The following is a 19629-nucleotide window of genomic DNA, read 5'->3' as shown; positions in this document are numbered from 1 at the left end:
TAGGTAAGTAATTTTGAGACTGGAATTTAGTCAATTTCACAAAAGTCGTTTTAAAATTCACTAATTAGGGAACAAAAGATATAGACGCAACCGAATCTAATTAGAGGTRAWAAAAATGGCAACAACATTACAAGCTAATCTACGTACAGATCTAACAGGTTCCTCAACAAGACAAATTAGAAAAGATGGACATGTTCCAGCAATATTATATGGAAATAAAATTGATAGCCAGCCAGTTTACGTTGAGAGTGTAGAATTTCTAAAAACGGTCCGTGAAGTGGGGAAAAATGGATTGTTCTCATTGAATGTTGATGGTAGTAAACATCAAGTTATGATTCATGACATGCAAATCGACCCACTGAAAAATGAATATCTACATGTTGATTTCTTTGAAGTTGATATGAAATCAGAGATCGACGCAGACGTACCTGTTCGCTTAACAGGAGAGTCGCCTGGATCCAAAGAAGGTGGCGTCGTTACTCACTTACTATATGATATCTCGGTGAAGTGTTTACCAAACGACATTCCAGAAGAGATTGAACTAGATATTTCTGAATTAAACATTGGGGATTCAATCCAAATCACCGATTTACGTGATAAGGTTTCTGTTGAAATTACCAATGAAGATGAAGAAACAGTCGTGACGGTGCAACCACCAACTGTAATAGAAGAGTCAGAAGATGCAGATGCAGATGAATCTGGAGATGCTGAACCYGAAGTTATTGGTGAAGATGATTCTAATAAGGAAGAATAAGACTTACTAAGCTGAAAAGGTATAGCCATAAGGTTATACCTTTTTAGGGCGTTTATATGAGAGTGAAAGGTGGAAACAAGGTGAAAGTAATCGTAGGGCTTGGGAATCCTGGAACTAAGTACGCAGGAACTCGCCATAATATTGGTTTTGATATTATTGATTATTGTGCAGAAGAGTTTGGAGTGGAACTTAACCAATCAAAATTCAAAGGCATTTATGGCGTGAAAATGATGAACGGAGAGAAAGTTTTTTTTCTTAAACCGTTAACCTATATGAACCTCTCAGGCGAATCGGTCCGACCGCTTTTGGATTATTTTAATATTGATATTGAAGATCTAGTTGTCATTTATGATGATTTGGATTTACCAACCGGCAAAATTCGCTTGCGTCAAAAGGGGAGTGCTGGTGGTCATAATGGGATAAAATCTTTAATTCAACATTTAGGTACAGATAAGTTCAAACGAATTCGTGTCGGAATCGATCGTCCTCAAAGTGGCGAGCCCATTGTTAACTATGTGCTCGGTACATATCATCCTGATGAACGCGAAGCTGTTAATGAATCAATTATCCACGCTTCAAAAGCAGTGGAAGCATGGACCGAGAAGCCTTTTCTAGAAGTGATGAATCAATTCAATTAATAAATATATGCATAGGGACCCAAGTGCGTGATCATACTTAGGTTATAAGGTATGTCATGTRAAGGGGGGCTATGGATGGCCATTCACTATAAATGTCGCCATTGTCGCACAAATATAGGTCAGATTGATAACCATACAGATGCAACGTCTTTAGGTTTTGGTCACTTAACGTCACAGGAGCGGCASGAAATGTTGACCTATGAGAACAATGGAGATATACATGTAAATGTAATTTGCGAGGATTGTGAAGAGGCTTTAACGAGAAATCCCAATTTCTATGAATTAGATACATTTATTCAATAATTTATAGCAGTTAGTGCTTTGGCAATATGCCAAAGCGTTTTTCTGTTTTGATTTTTTTATATGTAGGCAGGGTTGAGCCATTATTAGTCGAACATAGGATAAAATAAGATATTATTGGGAGAAAGACAAGTACAAATAAATGTTAGATAAGGACAAACAAGAAATGAACAGTTTTGTCATACTAACATAAAAAGTAGAGTAGCATTAAGCAAGGTAGAATAGGTGTTTGATAACAGGGGGAACAACATGTTAGGATTGCAAAATTATTTTCTAGTAAATGATGAGGTTAAAGCGGTTTCAAGCAGTATTGAAACAGGAATGAAAGAACAACTACTCTCTGGATTAACAGGTTCTGCTCGTACATTATTAATGGCAGCCCTGTATAGAGAAACAAACCGAACACAAGTCGTGATAACTCACAACTTGTTTCAAGCACAAAAAGTATATGATGATTTAACCGATTTAGTTGGAGAAGATAAAGTGCTTCTTTATCCTGTAAATGAGCTTATTTCCTCGGAAATTGCGATTGCGAGTCCGGAAATGAAGTCACAGCGTCTTGATGTGCTAAATAAACTAGTGGGAGACTTTAATGGGATTGTGATTGTACCGTTAGCAGGGATTAGACGACTTCTTCCGCCAAAATATTTATGGAAAGAAAGTCAGCTAACAATTTCAGTGGGCACAGATATTGGAGAGATCCATAATGTAATGACGCAGTTGGTGATGATGGGCTTTACACGTGTCGATATGGTTTCTTCTCCTGGAGAATTTAGTGTGCGCGGTGGAATCATTGATATTTATCCATTAACGGACCAAAATCCTGTCCGAATTGAATTATTCGATACGGAAATTGATTCTATACGTACGTTTTTGATTGAAACGCAACGTTCTGAAACGGAGCTAAAGGAAGTAACAATTGGTCCTGCAGAAGAAGTTATTCTTCAAGATCAACATTACGAACACGCATCGAATAAACTATCTGAACAGCTTTCTGCAACATTAAAAAAGGTTAAGGCTAAACAGACAAAAGAGAAGCTATCTCAAAATATCTCCTATGAGATTGGGCAGTTAAGACAACGCTCTAGTTTTCAAGGGATGTATAAATACATGTCTTTCTACTATGAAGTGAAAAGTACACTTCTATCTTATTTACCTGATGATGCGATTATTTTGATTGATGAGATGAGTCGTGTAAAAGAGATGGCTGATAGTCTAGAAAGAGAAGAAGCGGAATGGACTACGGCATTACTTGCTCAAGGGGAGACGGTGCATGAGGCGACGATGTCACTAGATGTTCTAGAGGCGATGAAGAACTCAAATCATTCTCTTATCTACCTATCTTTATTTTTAAAGCATATTCCATCGACCAAGCCAGAAAATGTCGTGAACTTCACATGTAAGTCCATGCAAAGTTTCCACGGTCAAATGCAGTTGCTACAATCAGAAGTGAAGCGTTGGGAAAAAGCGGGCTATGCGATCGTTTTTGTATCGGGATCAAAAGAGCGTGCTTCTAGACTCGCGTTAAATCTAGATGAGGAAGGCATTGATGCTCATGTGGTCGAAAGGGCAACGGAATTAACAGAGAATACCGTTCACTTAATGGTTGGCCACTTAAATAGTGGATTTGAGCTGCCATCACATAAGCTGGTGGTTGTTACAGAAGAAGAAGTTTATGCTAAGCAACAAAAAAGAGTTCAACGAAATAAACAAAAGCTCTCAAATGCCGAGCGTATTAAAAGCTACTCCGAATTAAAAGTCGGTGATTTGGTTGTCCATACTAACCATGGGATTGGTAAGTATTTAGGGGTAGAAACTCTTGAAATAAATGGACTTCATAAAGATTATCTCCACTTACGCTATGCAGGAGATGATAAGTTATATGTGCCGGTTGAACAGATTGACCAAGTGCAAAAATATGTAGGGTCAGAAGAGAAAGATCCGAAGATTTATGCGCTTGGCGGTAGTGATTGGAAAAAAGTGAAGAAGCGTGTTCAATCATCGGTGGAGGATATTGCTGATGACCTAATTAAGTTATATGCTGAGCGTGAGGCAAGTAAAGGCCATGCTTATTCTGAAGATGGTCCAGAACAAGGGGATTTTGAAGCGACCTTCCCTTATCAAGAAACAGAAGATCAGATACGTGCAGTGGAAGAAATTAAGCAAGATATGGAAAAAGAACGACCGATGRACCGTCTGTTGTGTGGAGATGTAGGGTATGGAAAAACGGAAGTGGCTATTCGCGCAGCGTTCAAGGCGATCATGGATGGTAAGCAGGTGGCTATTTTAGTTCCGACTACGATTTTAGCGCAACAGCATTACGAGACAATTAAAGAGCGCTTTTCAGATTTCCCAATTAATATTGGGGTTCTTAGTCGTTTTCGTTCTAGAAAAGAGCAAACAGAGACTCTTAAAGGCTTAAAAGCAGGTTCTGTTGATCTCATTGTTGGGACACACCGACTACTTTCAAAAGATCTAGTATTTAAAGATCTAGGCTTATTGATTGTCGATGAAGAGCAACGATTTGGTGTGACTCATAAAGAAAAAATTAAACAATTGAAAGCTAATATTGATGTCCTAACTCTAACAGCAACACCTATTCCGCGTACACTTCATATGTCGATGCTTGGTGTTCGTGATTTATCGGTCATTGAGACCCCGCCAGAGAATCGTTTCCCGGTTCAAACGTATGTGGTGGAATACAATGCTTCGTTAATTCGTGAGGCGATTGAGCGTGAGTTGACCCGGGGAGGTCAAGTGTATTTCCTTTATAACCGAGTTGAAGATATCGAAAGAATGACTGAACAGATATCGATGCTAGTTCCAGATGCGAAAGTATCGTTTGCTCATGGACAGATGAATGAACGTGAGCTTGAGTCGATAATGCTAGACTTCTTAGAAGGAAACAGCGATGTTCTAGTAACCACGACGATTATCGAGACGGGTGTAGACATCCCTAATGTAAATACATTAATTATTAATGATGCTGACAAAATGGGTCTATCTCAGCTGTATCAAATTAGAGGGCGTGTTGGTCGTTCGAATCGAGTTGCCTATGCATACTTCACCTATCAACGAGATAAAGTATTAACTGAAGTAGCTGAAAAGCGTCTTCAAGCGATAAAAGAAWTTACGGAGCTTGGATCTGGTTTTAAAATTGCAATGCGTGATTTAACGATTCGTGGCGCCGGGAACCTACTAGGTGCGCAACAACATGGTTTTATTGAATCGGTAGGTTTTGATCTTTACTCACAAATGTTAAAAGAAGCGATTGAAGAGCGTAAAGGCGATAAACCAAAAGAGCCTGAGTTCCAAGTAGAGTTAGACGTAAAAATTGATGCCTATATTCCAGAGAGTTACATTCAAGATGCAAAACAAAAAATTGAGATGTACAAACGATTTAAAAGCTGCGAGACCGTCGAGGATTTGGCTGACTTAAAGGATGAGATGTTTGATCGTTTTGGAGAATATCCAAAGCAAGTGGATTATCTCCTACGCTTGACTGAAATTAAGTTACGTGCAAATAGTGAACGGGTTGAATCAATTGTAGAAGTGAAAAATCAGGTCGAGATCTTGTTTTCGCCTGAAACATCAAAACAAATGGACGGTGCGCTGTTATTTGAGGTGGCTCATTCACTAGGTCGAGATGTATCACTTGGAACAGCTGGTGAAAAAATTAAATTTACTATCAAAACGAAAAATATCGATGATGAGGGGATCATTACTTCGGTTGAATCCATCATCGCAAGTATTCCTAAAAGTCGTAAACAAACAACAAGCAACACGGTATAATGCTTCGTTGTGCCCCGAACTTATTCATGAAGATGTAAGCCATGCAACCAAACAAATTCATAAATTGGTGAATAGTTCTTTTTAATAAACGGATAATAGTAGTATGAAGCGATGATTTCAACATTTCATACATGTGGACACATCAAGACTATTACACCTTTAGAAAGTGGGGCACAACAGCATGAAAGCAACTGGCATAGTTCGACGTATTGATGATTTAGGTCGTGTCGTTATACCGAAAGAAATCCGCAGAACTCTTCGCATTCGTGAGGGAGATCCACTCGAGATTTTTGTTGATCGAGATGGCGAGGTTATCTTGAAGAAGTACTCTCCGATATCAGAACTTGGTGATTTTGCAAAAGAGTATGCAGAAGCTTTATATGATAGTTTACATCACCATGTGTTAATTGCTGATCGTGATACATATATTGCGGTAGCAGGCGCTTCTAAAAAGGAATTTGCGAACAAGGCTATTGGCGAAATAATAGAGATGACGATGGATGATCGTAAATCCAAACTAGAAACTAATGCAGGTGAATACAATTTAGTCGGAGATCATACTGATGAGCTTAAAGGATACGTCATAGCACCAATTATCGCCAACGGAGACCCGATTGGAGCTGTAGTCATTTTTAATAAAGAGCAGAGTTTAAGTGGTTCTTTAGAACAAAAGCTTGCAGAAACGGCAGCTAGCTTTTTGGCTCGTCAAATGGAACATTAAGATTAAGGCTTGTCTTCAGTTTATTGAGGACAAGCTTTTTTCATTTCGGATGCTATCCTCCCTTTGCTTGGCGAATACCAACAATTTAAGTATGATAAGGAAAGGTATATAAGTGGAGGAGGACAACTTTTGCAAGAAGAAAGAAGCCATCAACTGATTAAAGGTGCAATGGCATTATCAGCTGCTGCGTTAGTAGCGAAAGTATTGAGTGCCGGGTATCGAATCCCTTATCAAAATATTGCTGGCGATATCGGTTTCTATGTGTATCAACAACTTTACCCCTTTTATGGGCTTGTAATGTTGTTATCGATGTACGGTTTTCCCGTTATCATCTCAAAACGGGTGGCTGAACTTGAAGCGAATGGCGACCAACAAGGAGCGAGACTGACTCTTGCTATTTCTTTTTATGGTTTATTAGTACTGGCTGCATCTTTATGGGCGATGTTGTATTTGGCTGCACCGACTCTTGCTCGAGTGATGGGGGATGCACAACTAACTGCACCATTACGTGCAGTCAGTTTAACATTTTGGTTTATTCCTTTTTTGAGCGTAGGAAGAGGCCTTCATCAATCAAGACAACAGCTACTGCCGACTGCTATTTCTCACATCAGTGAACAGTTTGTTCGAGTGGCAATGATCATTGTGTTTGTTGTGGTGGTGATGAGGCAGTCTGCTAATCCGTATGAAGCGGGAATGGGCGCTATATATGGTTCATTATTAGGCGGCCTTGCAGGAGTGATTGTATTAGCGTTGTTATCTAAAGATATTTCATGGTCTAGTTGGTTAAAGGTTAAAGGAGCCTCTTTCAAAGAAATATGGCAGGTTCATGCACTCCTTTTTAAACAAGGTATCTTTATTTGCATAAGTGCCCTATTATTTATTTTTTTTCAGTTCATTGATGCCTTTACAATGATTCCGTTGCTCAATAAATTTGGCTTATATCAAGAGATGGCTTTTAAGGAAAAGGGCATTTACGATCGCGGTCAACCTTTACTACAGCTAGGGACAATTGTGACAACTACCTTCTCGTTAGCGCTTGTACCATTGATCGCAAAAGCAATCGCGACCAAAGAATATGGAAAGGCACGGATCTATCGTGATTTGGCGATGAGGCTTACTTTGTTTATTGGAGGAGCTGCCTCTATTGGCCTTTTTATGATCATTGAACCTACAAATAGCATGCTCTATGGAAACGGCGAAGGCTCACATGTTTTAGCGATTCTGGCATTTGCCATCTTCTTTAGTTCGATCTATTTAACCACTGCTGCCATTTTTCAAGGGTATGGCCATGTCCATATCCCGGCCAAGATGATGGTGATTGGGGCTGGTGTTAAACTAGCTGGCAATTTATTGATGATCTCTTCTCTTGGAACAGTAGGTGCAGCACTTGCCACTGTATTAGCAATTGGAACAATGGCAATCATTCAACTGATTTTATTAAAAAAATTAGATGGATTCATTATTCAATCAAACCATTTTTATTTATTGTTACTAGGAGCTTTCGGTCTCCTAGCCCTCACGACGTTTAGCTGGCAAATTGGTCTAACTCACTTTACAATGATTACGAATGAGCGCCTATTAGCAAGTATATATGCACTTACAACTGCAAGTGTTGGAGGCATTTTCATGGTTGTTTGCTTCTTTTATTGGCCAATTATGAACAGTCGGGAGTGGGAATTCGTACCGAAGTTGAATAAAATCAGACAAAAGTTACGTAGAAAGTAAGAGGTGGATGTAATGAACACAATTTCTGTTATAGGGCTAGGTGCAGGAGAACTTGAGCAATTACCTCTTGGAGTGTACCGACATTTAAAGCAAACAGATCAATTATTCGTACGTACGAAAGATCACCCAGTCTTAACTGAGCTACAAGAAGAGGGTGTAACGTTTCAATCTTTTGATTCCATTTATGAACAACATGATCAATTTGAAGATGTTTATCAAAGTATTGTTAAGAAATTGATTAATGAATCGTCAAAGGGTTCCATTACATACGCGGTCCCAGGACATCCGTTTGTTGCAGAAAAAACGATACAATTATTAATTGAGATAGCCGGTAATCAAGATGTTCATCTAGAGTTTTTAGGAGGGCAAAGCTTCCTCGATCCGATGTACAGTGCCTTGAAAATTGATCCGATTGAAGGGTGTCAAATTGTAGATGGAACCGCTCTACGCCGCGATGAACTAGAATTAACACAACATATTATCATTGTTCAAGTATACGATGCCATGATTGCCTCTGATGTGAAATTAACCTTAATGGAGCGTTTACCCGATGATTATGAAGTGATTATTGCAACAGCCGWAGGCTCAACTGCACAACAACTTACGCGTGTTCCGCTTTATGAATTAGATCACGCCACAACGTTAAATAATTTAACAGCAGTTTATGTGCCGCCTGTAAAAGATGAAACGTTACTAAATGGTGAATTTACTAGATTACGTGAAGTGATTGCTACACTTAGAGGCCCTAATGGATGTCCATGGGATAAGGAACAAACGCATCAATCGTTGAAAAAGTATTTAATCGAAKAAACATATGAAGTTTTAGAAGCGATTGATGAAGAAGATGATGATCACCTTATTGAAGAGCTTGGTGATGTATTGCTACAAGTAATGCTTCATGCTCAAATTGGGGAAGACGAGGGTTGGTTCTCAATTAAAGATATTGTTCAATCAACTTCTGAGAAGATGATTCGTCGCCACCCTCATGTATTCGGTGATAAAAATGTTTCGAATTCTGTGGAAGTGGTAGATAATTGGCAACAAATTAAACAAGCCGAGAAGGAAAATCTATCTACCGAACGAGAAAGTATATTAAACGGTGTTCCGAACKGGTTACCGGCCCTTATGATTGCAGAGAAATTACAAAAAAAGGCTGCRCGCGTAGGGTTTGATTGGGATGAAGTAGGTCCGATGTGGGATAAGCTTGACGAAGAGTTGAAGGAATTTAAGGAAGAAGTGAACAACGATCATAATGAGAATATGCAAAAAGAATTAGGTGATATTTTATTTGTGATTGTCAATATTGCTCGCTATTATAAATTAGATAGCGAAGAAGCACTTCGCTCGACTAATCGTAAATTTAAAAACCGTTTTCATTACATTGAGGATCGGGTGAACGAATCGGATCGATCTCTTACTGAGCATACATTAGAGGAGCTCGATGCGTATTGGAATGAAGCAAAATTAAACAATAAGTAACGGAGGAGAGAGATTATGAGACTAGATAAATTTTTGAAAGTATCCCGTTTAATTAAGCGGCGGACATTAGCAAAGGAAGTATGTGATCAAGGGCGTATTACGATTAATGGTCTTCAAGCGAAAGCTGGTTCTAATGTAAAGCCTGGAGACGAGCTTATTGTTCGTTTTGGTCAAAAACTTGTGACTGTAGAGATAAATGAAGTGAAAGAAACAAGCCGTAAAGAAGAAGCGAGTTCAATGTATACGATTGTAAAAGAAGAATCACTTCAAGATAAAAATCAACCCTTTTAACTAAGAATAGAACAAGTTCCCTGTTGGATGGAGCTTGTTCTATTTTATTTAGTCCGTTCATAGACTTGTGGTAAAGAACGGAGAGGGGAAGATAAAAATGACTGAGCAATATGAGTTTGGAACTCCAATGGGACGGGAAAGGAAAAATAATGATCACGATGTCACCCTGCGTGGGAGAAAACAATTAGATATCACTGGTGTAAAGCAAGTAGAAAGCTTTGATAATGAAGAGTTCTTGCTAGAGACGGTAATGGGCTTTTTATCTGTTAGAGGACGCAACCTCCATATGAAGAACCTCAATGTTKAATTAGGTCTTGTCTCAATCGAAGGAAAAGTTGATGACTTTGTCTACCTTGATCAAAGCCAGCAAGATAAATCCAAAGGGTTCTTTGGGAAGCTATTCAAGTGAGTTTAACGATTCAATTTTATACAATGCTATCAATGGCTGCCATGGGCATATGGCTCGGTGCAGCGATTGATACGTATGGACGTTTCCTTCGAAAAAGACGATCTTTTCATTGGTTGACTGCCTTTAAAGATCTATTATTTTGGCTGATCCAAGGGCTCATTGTTTTCTACGTCTTGCTTGTATCGAATCATGGTRAAGTTCGCTTATATGTTTTTTTAGCCATTTTATGTGGATATGCTTGTTATATGGCATTGCTACAGACAACCTACAAACGAGTTTTAGAGCAAATAATTCGATTATCTATCGGTTTTTATCGTGTTATTAAGAATTTATTTAACGTTCTACTCATTGTTCCGATCAAGTACTTATTGAAACTACTTTATTCCTTAGGTATGATGGTAGTAACAGCTATTCTAACAATCTTTTTATTTCTTGCTAGAATGATCTGGAGACCTTTAAAATGGATGTTATTACTTGTCTTTCGAATAACTCGACTCGAACGTTTATGGGAAAAACTTTCGCCATTTTATTTGAAAATAAAGGAATATGTGCAAACGATGAGGAAAAAGAAAGAGTAAGGAGGGGATAATATGGTCACGAAGCGTTCATCAACAGTGCGAGAAATGGATTCTAAGTATATAGAAAAGCGAGAGCAAGAACTAGAGTTTCAAGCTAAAAAACGCAGAGGTTTAATTCGCCGATTAAGTGTACTTGGTATTATAGGTTTCATTCTTGCAGGAATCGCATCGGTGACATTTTATGCCCAAGCATCATCAGTTAATGAAAAACAAGAAGAAAAGCTAGCACTTGAACAAGAGCTAGAATTGCTAAAAGCTGAAGAAAGTCGACTAGAACAAGAAATCATTAATTACAATGATTTAGATTATATAGCCGAGATTGCCAGAAGAGATTATTATTTGTCCAAGCCAGGAGAAACCCTCTTTAAGCTTCCAGATTCTTCAGCTGATTGACACCTTTTTTTTCATTCGGGTATAATGTAAGAAACGAATATTTACAGATTTCTAAGGAGGATCTATTTTTTCATGTCAATTGAAGTAGGCAGCAAGTTGCAGGGTAAGGTTACTGGAATTACAAATTTTGGAGCTTTTGTTGAATTACCGGGTGGTTCTACCGGCCTTGTGCATATCAGTGAAGTTGCTGATAATTATGTGAAGGATATTAATGAATTTTTAAAGGTTGGAGAAGAAGTTACCGTAAAGGTCGTTAATGTTGAGAAGGATGGTAAGATTGGCTTATCCATTCGTAAAGCTAAAGACCGTCCGGAAGGTTCCGAAAGACCTGCACGTCCAAGTCGTCCAAGCACTCAAGGACGTCCACCGCGTCCACAAGGTGGTGGTAGAGGCCCACAAGGTGGAAACCGCGGACCTMGTACCAACAGCAGACCAGCACCATCATTTGAAGATAAGGTGAGTCGTTTCTTGAAAGATAGTGAAGAGCGTCTATCTACTATTAAGCGTCAAACGGAGTCCAAGCGTGGCGGTCGTGGCGCACGCCGTGGTTAACTTGCTGTCCRCTTCTTTCTACAAATTGAAAGACAAGCATTTATGCTTGTCTTTTCTTTATGAGAGATAGAAGAAAAACTTTTTTAATAAATTCTTAAATAGTGTTGACTCTTTTTGAAAAAGGGTGTATATTAATACTTGTCGCAAATGACACAACATATGGCGGTGTAGCTCAGCTGGCTAGAGCGTACGGTTCATACCCGTGAGGTCGTGGGTTCGACTCCCTCCGCCGCTACCATATACATATACAAACTTGGATCTATTCAGATTCAAGTTTTTTTGTGTATTCAAATCATAGATATAACCCTCCTAAACATAAAACTCTTCCCGAACGTTCTTCAAACTATGCTTATTTCTCCTAGAATATGAGAGTTCAAAGAGCCTTTTTTGCTTTTTAGTGCTTTTTTTTTCCTTTTTTAGACGAATGAAGTCGAACGATTCTTTTGTAAGCAAACCTAATTCTGACAAAAATTGAAAGATAATTCTGTGTATAATGAAACCACGATTCTAATAGGGGTGGTGGACGAAGATGATAAGGAAGGCAGCCAAAGCAATGATCGGACCAGCTCGTAGTGGTAGTGTAATGGTCCATGAAAAGATGATCGGTTGGACGGGCGATGTATTTACTAAGGCTGGTAAAACGACTCAGGCTATATTTTATCAATGGGGGTTGCTTGTCGCTGTTGTAGGTTTTTTATTAGGACGAGCCATGATCCTATCTGAGCTAACACCTTTTGTTTTACCATTCTTAGCTGCCGTGTACATGCTAAAACGCGAAAAAGCTGGAATAGCAGCCATGGCTTTAATGGCAGGAGCTCTAACCAGTTATCATGGAGGCATTGCTTTTGTTATTGTCGCGATTTTCTTGTATGTTCTTATGCAGAAGGTAGTAGCTAGGTATATGGACAAAACAATTAAAGCTTTGCCTTACACGGTATTTGTAGCGAGTATGACTGCAAGGCTTGGTTTAGTATTCATCCTTGAAGGTACGGTTACAAACTATGCTCTAATGATGGCAACGGTTGAGGCAGGTCTTAGCTTTATTTTAACAATGATTTTCTTACAAAGTGTACCTCTGGTAACATCTAAAAAACTAAAGCAACCATTACGAAATGAAGAGATTGTTTGCTTAATTATTCTTTTAGCATCTGTTATGACAGGGACTGTTGGCTGGGTTATTTATGATGTGACGGTTGAGCATGTTCTAGCTCGTTATTTAGTCTTAATCTTTGCATTTGTTGGTGGGGCGGCTATTGGGTCAACTGTTGGTGTCGTAACAGGTCTTATCCTGAGTTTGGCAAGCGTGGCTAGTTTGTATCAGATGAGCCTGCTTGCTTTCTCAGGGTTACTAGGAGGTCTATTAAAAGATGGTAAGAAAATTGGGGTCGGGGTTGGTTTATTAGTAGGTACGTTGTTAATTGGTTTATATGGAGAGGGCGGATCAAATGTGTCTGTAACTCTGCTCGAGTCGCTTGCAGCTATTGCAATCTTCATGCTTACACCGAGAGAGTTAATAGGTCGCCTGGCAAGATATATCCCTGGAACGAGCGAATATTCCAACGAACAGCAACAATATCTTCGCAAAATAAGAGATGTAACAGCTGGAAGAGTGGAGCAGTTCTCTACTCTATTTCAGACGCTTTCCCAAAGTTTTCAGTCGACACCGGATGCTGATCTTCCAGAAGATGCAGAACGAGAAGTTGATTACTTCTTAAGTAATGTGACGGAAAAAACATGTCAGGCTTGTTTTAAAAAAGAAAAATGTTGGGTACAAAACTTTTCTACAACCTATGAGTCGATGCAAAAACTTATGACTGAAACTGAACAATATGGTGAAGTAAGAAGTAATATGTTGCTCTCGGATTGGAAGAAGCAATGTATAAAGCCAGAAAAAGTGATCCAAGCAATTGAGCAAGAGCATGGTCATTATCAAGCAAATCAAAAGTTGAAGCGGCAAGTTCTTGAAAGTCGTAAGCTGGTAGCAGATCAACTACTAGGCGTATCTCGTGTAATGGGTGATTTTGCAAAAGAAATCCAAAAAGAAAAGCAAGCGCATCATCATCAAGAAGAGCAAATGCTAGAAGCGTTGAGAGGGGTGGGACTTGAGGTTGGGCATATCGATATCTATAGCTTAGAAAAAGGGAATGTTGAAATTGAGATGAGTATTTCTTTTGATCAAGGGCACGGCCAAGCTGAAAAAATTATAGCTCCTATGTTATCTGATGTAATGAAAGAAACGATTGTAGTAAAGGCAGAAGAACGATCTTACTATCCCAATGGATATAGTCACATATCCTTTAGTTCAGCAAAGAAATTTGTGCTAGAAACAGGGATTGCCAATGTTGCAAAAGGGGGTGCGTATGTTTCTGGTGATAGCTACTCCACGATTGAGTTAGGGGCAGGCAAATACGCAATAGCGATCAGTGATGGAATGGGGAATGGAGAGCGTGCGCATCTAGAGAGCAACGAGACCCTGCAATTATTGCAAAAAGTGTTGCAGTCAGGGATCGAAGAAACAGTTGCTATAAAATCAGTTAATTCGGTGTTATCTCTGCGGACAACAGATGAGATATTCTCTACACTTGATCTGGCGATGATTGACCTCCAAGATGCAACTGCACGGTTCTTAAAAATTGGATCCATACCAAGCTTTATAAAACGTGGCGATAAAGTGATAAAGATAGAAGCTAGTAATCTTCCGATGGGAATCATTCAAGAGTTTGATGTCGATGTGGTTAGCGAACAATTGAAGCCTGGTGACCTGTTAATTATGATGAGTGATGGAATCTATGAAGCTCCTAAGCATGTGGAGAACAAAGAAATGTGGATTCGTCGTATGATTAATGAACTTGACACGACAGACCCTCAAGAGGTAGCTGATGTTATGTTAGAAAAAGTCATTCGTTCAGGACGAGGTGCAATAGAAGATGATATGACCATTATTGTAACCGAAGTGAAGCGTAATACGCCTAAATGGGCAGCTATTCCTCTCTATAAGTCTCACAAATTATTAAGAAAGAGAGCGTAAGGTTTACTCTATTTACCTTATTCCACACTCTGGTAAAAAGTAAACGTATAAATCCTCTCTAGGTGGTGAATGATGGTAACATTCAGACTACTTGGAGGGGATCAGTTTTGAGTAAAGGTACTTTAAAGCAAATTTTATTGTTAACGGATGGCCACTCAAATCAAGGCGAAGATCCAGTTGCGATTGCAGCGCTTGCTAAAGAGCAAGGAATAACAGTAAACGTTATCGGTGTGGTGGATGAAGATCATCTAAATAAACAAGGTATTGATGAAATTGAAGCAATAGCTCTTGCTGGAGGCGGGGTTAGTCAAATTGTTTATGCAAAACAATTAGCCAAAACGGTACAGATGGTTACAAGAAAAGCAATGACCCAAACCTTACATGGGGTGGTGAACAAAGAACTGCAACAAATACTAGGTAAGGATCAGGAGATGGAAGATCTTTCTCCTGAAAAACGTGGTCAGGTAATGGAAGTAGTAGATGAGCTGGGTGAAACCATTCATTTAGATGTTCTAATTCTTGTTGATACGAGTGCTAGTATGAACAATAAACTACCAATGGTACAAGAGGCGTTAACAGATCTATCAATTAGCTTAACCTCTCGCATGGGAGAAAATCGATTTGCCTTATATGCATTTCCCGGGAAAAGAAGAGAGGTTGACAGATTGCTTGACTGGACTCCACAATTACAATCGTTAACAGGTGTCTTTCATAAGCTGTCTTCAGGTGGAATCACGCCAACGGGCCCTGCGTTGCAAGCTGCTCTCCAAAAGTTTTCTAAAGGCGGTTCAAGAAGGAGTTTGATGGCTGGTGATGAAGAACAGCTATTCAGAGAATCCGGCTTATAAGTTAGCGGTTGGAACAAGATTGATTGGAAAGTGGCATCAAAATAGATATAAAGTGATTCGCTCGCTAGGTTCTGGGGCTACAGGGAAGRTTTATTTAGCAGAATCGGTCTCTGGACTTGTGGCTCTGAAAGTCGGAATTGATAATATGGCTATTACATCTGAAGTGAACGTACTAAAGCATTTCTCCAAGGTCCAAGGGCAAACGCTTGGGCCTTCTTTGTTAGATGTTGATGACGCTGTTATAAATGGTGTGAATTTACCGTTTTATGCCATGGAATACTTGGATGGTAGTGAGTTAATGGATTACTTATCAAAAAGGGGTTCGGAATGGTTCGGAATCTTAATGATCCAACTATTGGGTGATTTAGAGAAGCTCCATCAGGCAGGTTGGGCTTTTGGCGACTTGAAGCCTGACAATTTATWAGTAGTCGGACCTCCGGCGCGTATTCGTTGGTTAGATGTCGGTGGAACGACTTTATTAGGTCGTTCTATTAAAGAATATACAGAGTTTTATGACCGTGGATACTGGGGGTGTGGAACAAGAGTTGCGGAGCCAAGCTATGACTTATTTGCTGTGGCGATGATTATGATTAATTGTGCATATCCTAAGCGATTTGATAAAAAGGGGGAGAAGCCATTTAATCAGTTAAGACAGATGGTTGATGAAAGTAACTATTTAGGACCCTACCGATCCGTTATTTTAAAAGCCTWACAAGGAAAGTATGTGTATGCAACTGAGATGAGAAAAGAGCTTGTTCATGCGGTATCAAGTGCTTCTAGTTATACAGCGCCCAAAACGAGAGTTAAACAGCAAACAAAACCAAAGGCAAAACATACAAAACGAAAGAAAAAGAAGAAATCATCTTACTTTGTAGAAATCTTCCTCTTATGCTCTTTTATTCTTTTGGCATATATCCTATACTTATTTGGACAAATGATGTAGGGTAGTCAATTGGTAAGAATAGAACGGGGGGCAAGGCATGAATGCAGATCGGATGATGGATATATGCATGCTCGCAGGGGAAATTATGCTCACATATGGGGCAGAGACCTATCGAGTTGAAGAAACACTAGAGCGTATGGCAAAGTCTGCAGGCTTTAAAAATGTGCATAGCTTTGTAACCACGACCGGAATCTTTTTGTCATTTGATGTAGAAGGCAATGATGTCATGCAGATGATTCGAGTCGACGATCGTATGCAAGATTTAAATAAAGTATCTCTTGTAAATCAAGTATCAAGAGAGTTTGTAGGCGGCTTAATAGATGGTGATGTCGCTTACATGAAATTAGATGAGATTGCAAAAGCTCCGATGAATTACTCTCCTTTGTTGCTCCATATTGCCTCAGGTGTAGCAGGGGGAGCTTTTTCCTATTTATTCGGGGGGAATTTATTTGATACGATCCCAGCCTTTATAGCGGGTTTTTCAGCAAGTTGGAGTGTGGTAACCCTCCAGGAATATATGAAAGTGAAATTTTTTGCTGAATTCATGTCTGCTTTTTTAGGTGGAGTTGTAGCTATTGTTCTTGTCTTGCTTGGATTGGGTGAGAATCTTGACCAAGTAATTATTGGGACCTTAATGCCATTAGTACCTGGAGTTCCTCTTACAAATGCTGTTCGTGATTTGATGTCTGGTGATTTAATTGCTGGAGTCAGTCGTGGCGCTGAAGCTGTTATTACAGCATTATCGATTGCAACAGGCATTGCGTTAGCAATTGCCCTGTTGTTATAAGGAGGGGCATCAATGATAGTAGAATTAATCTTTTGTTTCATGGCTACGGTGGCATTTGGGGTCATTTTTAATGTTCCTTATAGAGTAATCTGGCTTGGTGGATTAATTGGATCGATTTCATGGTTTATTTATTCTACCTTACCCAATTGGGATGTATCTGTTATTTTTGCGACATCTATCGCTTCAATCGTTAGTGCAACGATCTCGCACTTTTTAGCGAAAAAATATCGGGTTCCCGTCACAACATTTAGCATACCAGGGATTATTCCCCTAGTTCCTGGGAGTCGTGCCTATTTTACAATGTTAGCTTTTGTAGATGGAGATTATATTGAAGGACTTCAGCTTGGAATTGAAACGATGCTTCAAGCAGGAGCTATTGCTGCAGGACTTGTTTTTGCGTTGTCGATCTTCTCATTTGGTAAAGGAGGTATCGGACAGCGATATGAATCAAGACGTTCATAATTTCATCGCTCAGCATGAGTTATTAAAAGGGATCGATACCGTTATTGTTGCTACATCAGGTGGACCTGATTCGATGGCTCTCCTCTTTTATTTGTGGGAGATGAGAAAAACATACAATATTCGTATTGAAGCAGCTCATGCCAATCACCAGTTACGAGGGCAAGAGTCTGATAGTGACGAATACTATGTGGCTAATTTTTGCGGAGAATATGGCATACCTTTTCATACAACAAAACTTGATATCGTTGGTTTTGCCACAAAAAATGGGCTTGGCACTCAAGCAGCTGCAAGCCAGTTACGTTATAAGTGGTTTGACGAGTTGTTAAAAGCACAGCCGACTAGTTGTTTGGCCACTGCTCATCATGGAGATGATCAAACCGAAACCATCTTGATGACAATGGTTCGAGGAGTGAACCTTTTAAAGGAAACCGGAATCAATGAGAAGAGGTTTCTTGAAAATGGGTTTGTTATTCGACCATTTTTGGGAATAACAAAAGAGRAAATCGAGCACTATTGTAATAGGGTAGGTCTATTTCCGAGAAGTGATACAAGTAATTCTTCAATGAAATATACACGAAATCGATTTAGACATCATTTAATGCCTTTTATCAAAAAAGAAAACCCCAGCATTCATACTCATATGCAGAGGTATCACGAATGGCAGAGAGATGATCAGCAATTTTTGATGAAATTAGCCGAAGAGGCACTAGAGGGAATTATCCTCCAAAAAAGTGAACAATCGATAACAATTTCAATTGAAGCGATTGAACGTCTGCGCTTCCCTTTACAAAGAAGGGTGATTCATCTAATATTAAGGTATCTTTACGGGAAAAATTCACCATCTAGTACGTCTATACATATTGAGCAGGTTCAACGTCTGCTCAAAAGGCATGAACCGTCTAAGGAACTTCATTTAGCAAACGGTCTTTTTGCATACCTTAGCTATGATTGCTGCCACTTTTCTTTGAAGCCACCCAAACGCATTCAGCAACCACATGTTGACCTTTCGGTGCCAGGAGAAGTTGATGTTGTGACTGGTAGATTCACTTCTTATTATCTAGAKACTTCTGACATACCTAAAGAACAAAAGTATATGACTTTCTTAGATGCCGATAAGCTAATATTTCCTCTGTCTATAAGAGGAGTGCTTCCCGGTGATCGCATTACAGGAAGAGGGATGACTGGTTCAAAAAAGGTGAGTCGGTTGTTTATTGATAAGAAGGTGGATGCGTCTTTTAGGGGGGCATGGCCTTTGTTAACCGATGGAGATGGAGAGGTATTGTGGGTTCCGTTTTTACATCGGTCAAAGAGTACAGACATCACGGATAAGACGAAACGTGTACTTGTTTTGGTGTTTACACCAAATGATGAGTTTTTTTTGTTTCATGATTATAAGTCCATTACAGGAGGGGCATTTTAAATTGATGAGGGACGAAATTAAAGAAGTATTAATCTCAGAAGAAGAAATCCAAGAAAAAGTAAGAGAGTTAGGCAAGGCAATTACAGAGGAGTATGATGGTCGTTTTCCTCTAGTAGTTGGTGTTTTAAAAGGTGCAATGCCATTTATGGGGGATTTAACAAAGAGGATCGATACACATCTTGAAATGGACTTTATGGATGTTTCAAGTTATGGAAAAGGAATGGTTTCTTCAGGAGAAGTGAAAATCTTAAAAGATTTAGATACATCTGTTGAAGGTCGCGATGTATTAATCCTTGAAGACATTATTGATAGTGGCTTAACGTTAAGTTACCTTWTTAAACTTTTCCATTACCGTAAAGCAAAGTCGGTAAAAGTTGTTACATTGCTTGATAAGCCTGACGGAAGAAAGGTTGACCTTGTTCCAGATATGGCAGGTTTCACAGTGCCAGATGCTTTTGTTGTTGGATACGGGCTAGATTATGCTGAGCGTTATCGTAACCTACCGTATA

The 19629-nt window shown here is 39.3% G+C and carries 19 protein-coding genes and 1 tRNA gene; all 20 read left to right on the top strand.

Going from position 1 to position 19629, the window contains the following annotated elements; all coding sequences use genetic code 11:
* The first annotated feature begins 115 nt into the window (after window positions 1-115).
* Window positions 116-754: a 50S ribosomal protein L25/general stress protein Ctc gene (locus tag AB685_RS20855; protein ID WP_047972514.1), complete on the top strand. Its 639-nt coding sequence runs from the start codon at window positions 116-118 to the stop codon at window positions 752-754.
* Window positions 755-834: 80 nt separating this feature from the next.
* A complete protein-coding gene (pth, locus tag AB685_RS20850; protein WP_047972513.1) occupies window positions 835-1392 on the top strand; it encodes an aminoacyl-tRNA hydrolase in 558 nt (185 codons plus the stop codon).
* A gap of 75 nt (window positions 1393-1467) precedes the next feature.
* The gene (locus AB685_RS20845; RefSeq protein WP_047972512.1) at window positions 1468-1695 is read left to right on the top strand and encodes an anti-sigma-F factor Fin family protein; all 228 of its coding nucleotides are present in this window, start codon (window positions 1468-1470) and stop codon (window positions 1693-1695) included.
* A 246-nt stretch (window positions 1696-1941) separates the two neighbouring features.
* Window positions 1942-5484, top strand: coding sequence for a transcription-repair coupling factor (gene mfd, locus AB685_RS20840; protein WP_047972511.1), 3543 nt, complete (start codon window positions 1942-1944; stop codon window positions 5482-5484).
* A gap of 181 nt (window positions 5485-5665) precedes the next feature.
* The gene (gene spoVT / locus AB685_RS20835) at window positions 5666-6205 is read left to right on the top strand and encodes a stage V sporulation protein T (protein WP_047972510.1); all 540 of its coding nucleotides are present in this window, start codon (window positions 5666-5668) and stop codon (window positions 6203-6205) included.
* 129 nt (window positions 6206-6334) lie between these two features.
* Complete coding sequence (locus tag AB685_RS20830; RefSeq protein WP_053073901.1) at window positions 6335-7930, top strand: polysaccharide biosynthesis protein; 1596 nt, start codon at window positions 6335-6337, stop codon at window positions 7928-7930.
* 12 nt (window positions 7931-7942) lie between these two features.
* The gene (gene mazG / locus AB685_RS20825; protein WP_047972509.1) at window positions 7943-9409 is read left to right on the top strand and encodes a nucleoside triphosphate pyrophosphohydrolase; all 1467 of its coding nucleotides are present in this window, start codon (window positions 7943-7945) and stop codon (window positions 9407-9409) included.
* Window positions 9410-9424: 15 nt separating this feature from the next.
* Entirely contained in the window at window positions 9425-9700 is a 276-nt protein-coding gene (locus tag AB685_RS20820; RefSeq protein ID WP_047972508.1) for an RNA-binding S4 domain-containing protein, read from the top strand.
* A gap of 127 nt (window positions 9701-9827) precedes the next feature.
* A complete protein-coding gene (gene yabP / locus AB685_RS20815) occupies window positions 9828-10109 on the top strand; it encodes a sporulation protein YabP (protein WP_198530557.1) in 282 nt (93 codons plus the stop codon).
* Window positions 10106-10687 carry a spore cortex biosynthesis protein YabQ gene (gene yabQ / locus AB685_RS20810; RefSeq protein ID WP_047972506.1) on the top strand — a complete coding sequence of 194 codons (582 nt, stop codon included), beginning with the start codon at window positions 10106-10108 and terminating at the stop codon, window positions 10685-10687. The genes yabP and yabQ overlap by 4 nt, the downstream gene beginning before the upstream one ends.
* 12 nt (window positions 10688-10699) lie before the next feature.
* Window positions 10700-11080, top strand: coding sequence for a septum formation initiator family protein (locus tag AB685_RS20805; RefSeq protein WP_047972505.1), 381 nt, complete (start codon window positions 10700-10702; stop codon window positions 11078-11080).
* A 72-nt stretch (window positions 11081-11152) separates the two neighbouring features.
* A complete protein-coding gene (locus AB685_RS20800) occupies window positions 11153-11632 on the top strand; it encodes a S1 domain-containing RNA-binding protein (RefSeq protein WP_047972504.1) in 480 nt (159 codons plus the stop codon).
* A gap of 161 nt (window positions 11633-11793) precedes the next feature.
* A tRNA-Met gene (locus AB685_RS20795) sits at window positions 11794-11870 on the top strand.
* 291 nt (window positions 11871-12161) lie between these two features.
* Complete coding sequence (gene spoIIE, locus AB685_RS20790) at window positions 12162-14660, top strand: stage II sporulation protein E (RefSeq protein ID WP_047972503.1); 2499 nt, start codon at window positions 12162-12164, stop codon at window positions 14658-14660.
* A gap of 107 nt (window positions 14661-14767) precedes the next feature.
* On the top strand, window positions 14768-15508 hold the full coding sequence (locus tag AB685_RS20785) for a VWA domain-containing protein (RefSeq protein WP_047972502.1): 741 nt from the start codon (window positions 14768-14770) through the stop codon (window positions 15506-15508).
* Window positions 15474-16451 (top strand): serine/threonine-protein kinase, encoded by a 978-nt coding sequence (locus AB685_RS20780; RefSeq protein ID WP_047972501.1) that lies wholly within the window; start codon window positions 15474-15476, stop codon window positions 16449-16451. Before AB685_RS20785 ends, AB685_RS20780 begins: the two co-directional genes overlap by 35 nt.
* A 37-nt stretch (window positions 16452-16488) precedes the next feature.
* Window positions 16489-17238, top strand: coding sequence for a threonine/serine exporter family protein (locus AB685_RS20775; RefSeq protein ID WP_047972500.1), 750 nt, complete (start codon window positions 16489-16491; stop codon window positions 17236-17238).
* 12 nt (window positions 17239-17250) lie between these two features.
* Window positions 17251-17700: a threonine/serine exporter family protein gene (locus AB685_RS20770; protein WP_047972499.1), complete on the top strand. Its 450-nt coding sequence runs from the start codon at window positions 17251-17253 to the stop codon at window positions 17698-17700.
* Window positions 17681-19120, top strand: coding sequence for a tRNA lysidine(34) synthetase TilS (gene tilS / locus AB685_RS20765; protein WP_053073900.1), 1440 nt, complete (start codon window positions 17681-17683; stop codon window positions 19118-19120). Before AB685_RS20770 ends, tilS begins: the two co-directional genes overlap by 20 nt.
* A 1-nt stretch (window position 19121) precedes the next feature.
* Window positions 19122-19629, top strand: a 508-nt coding sequence (hpt, locus tag AB685_RS20760) for a hypoxanthine phosphoribosyltransferase (protein ID WP_198530556.1), incomplete at its 3' end; no start/stop codon positions are given.

It is taken from the genome of Bacillus sp. LL01 (assembly GCF_001037965.1).
The sequence above is the reverse complement of the archived record's forward strand: the minus strand, read 5'-3'. Positions and strand labels throughout refer to the sequence as shown.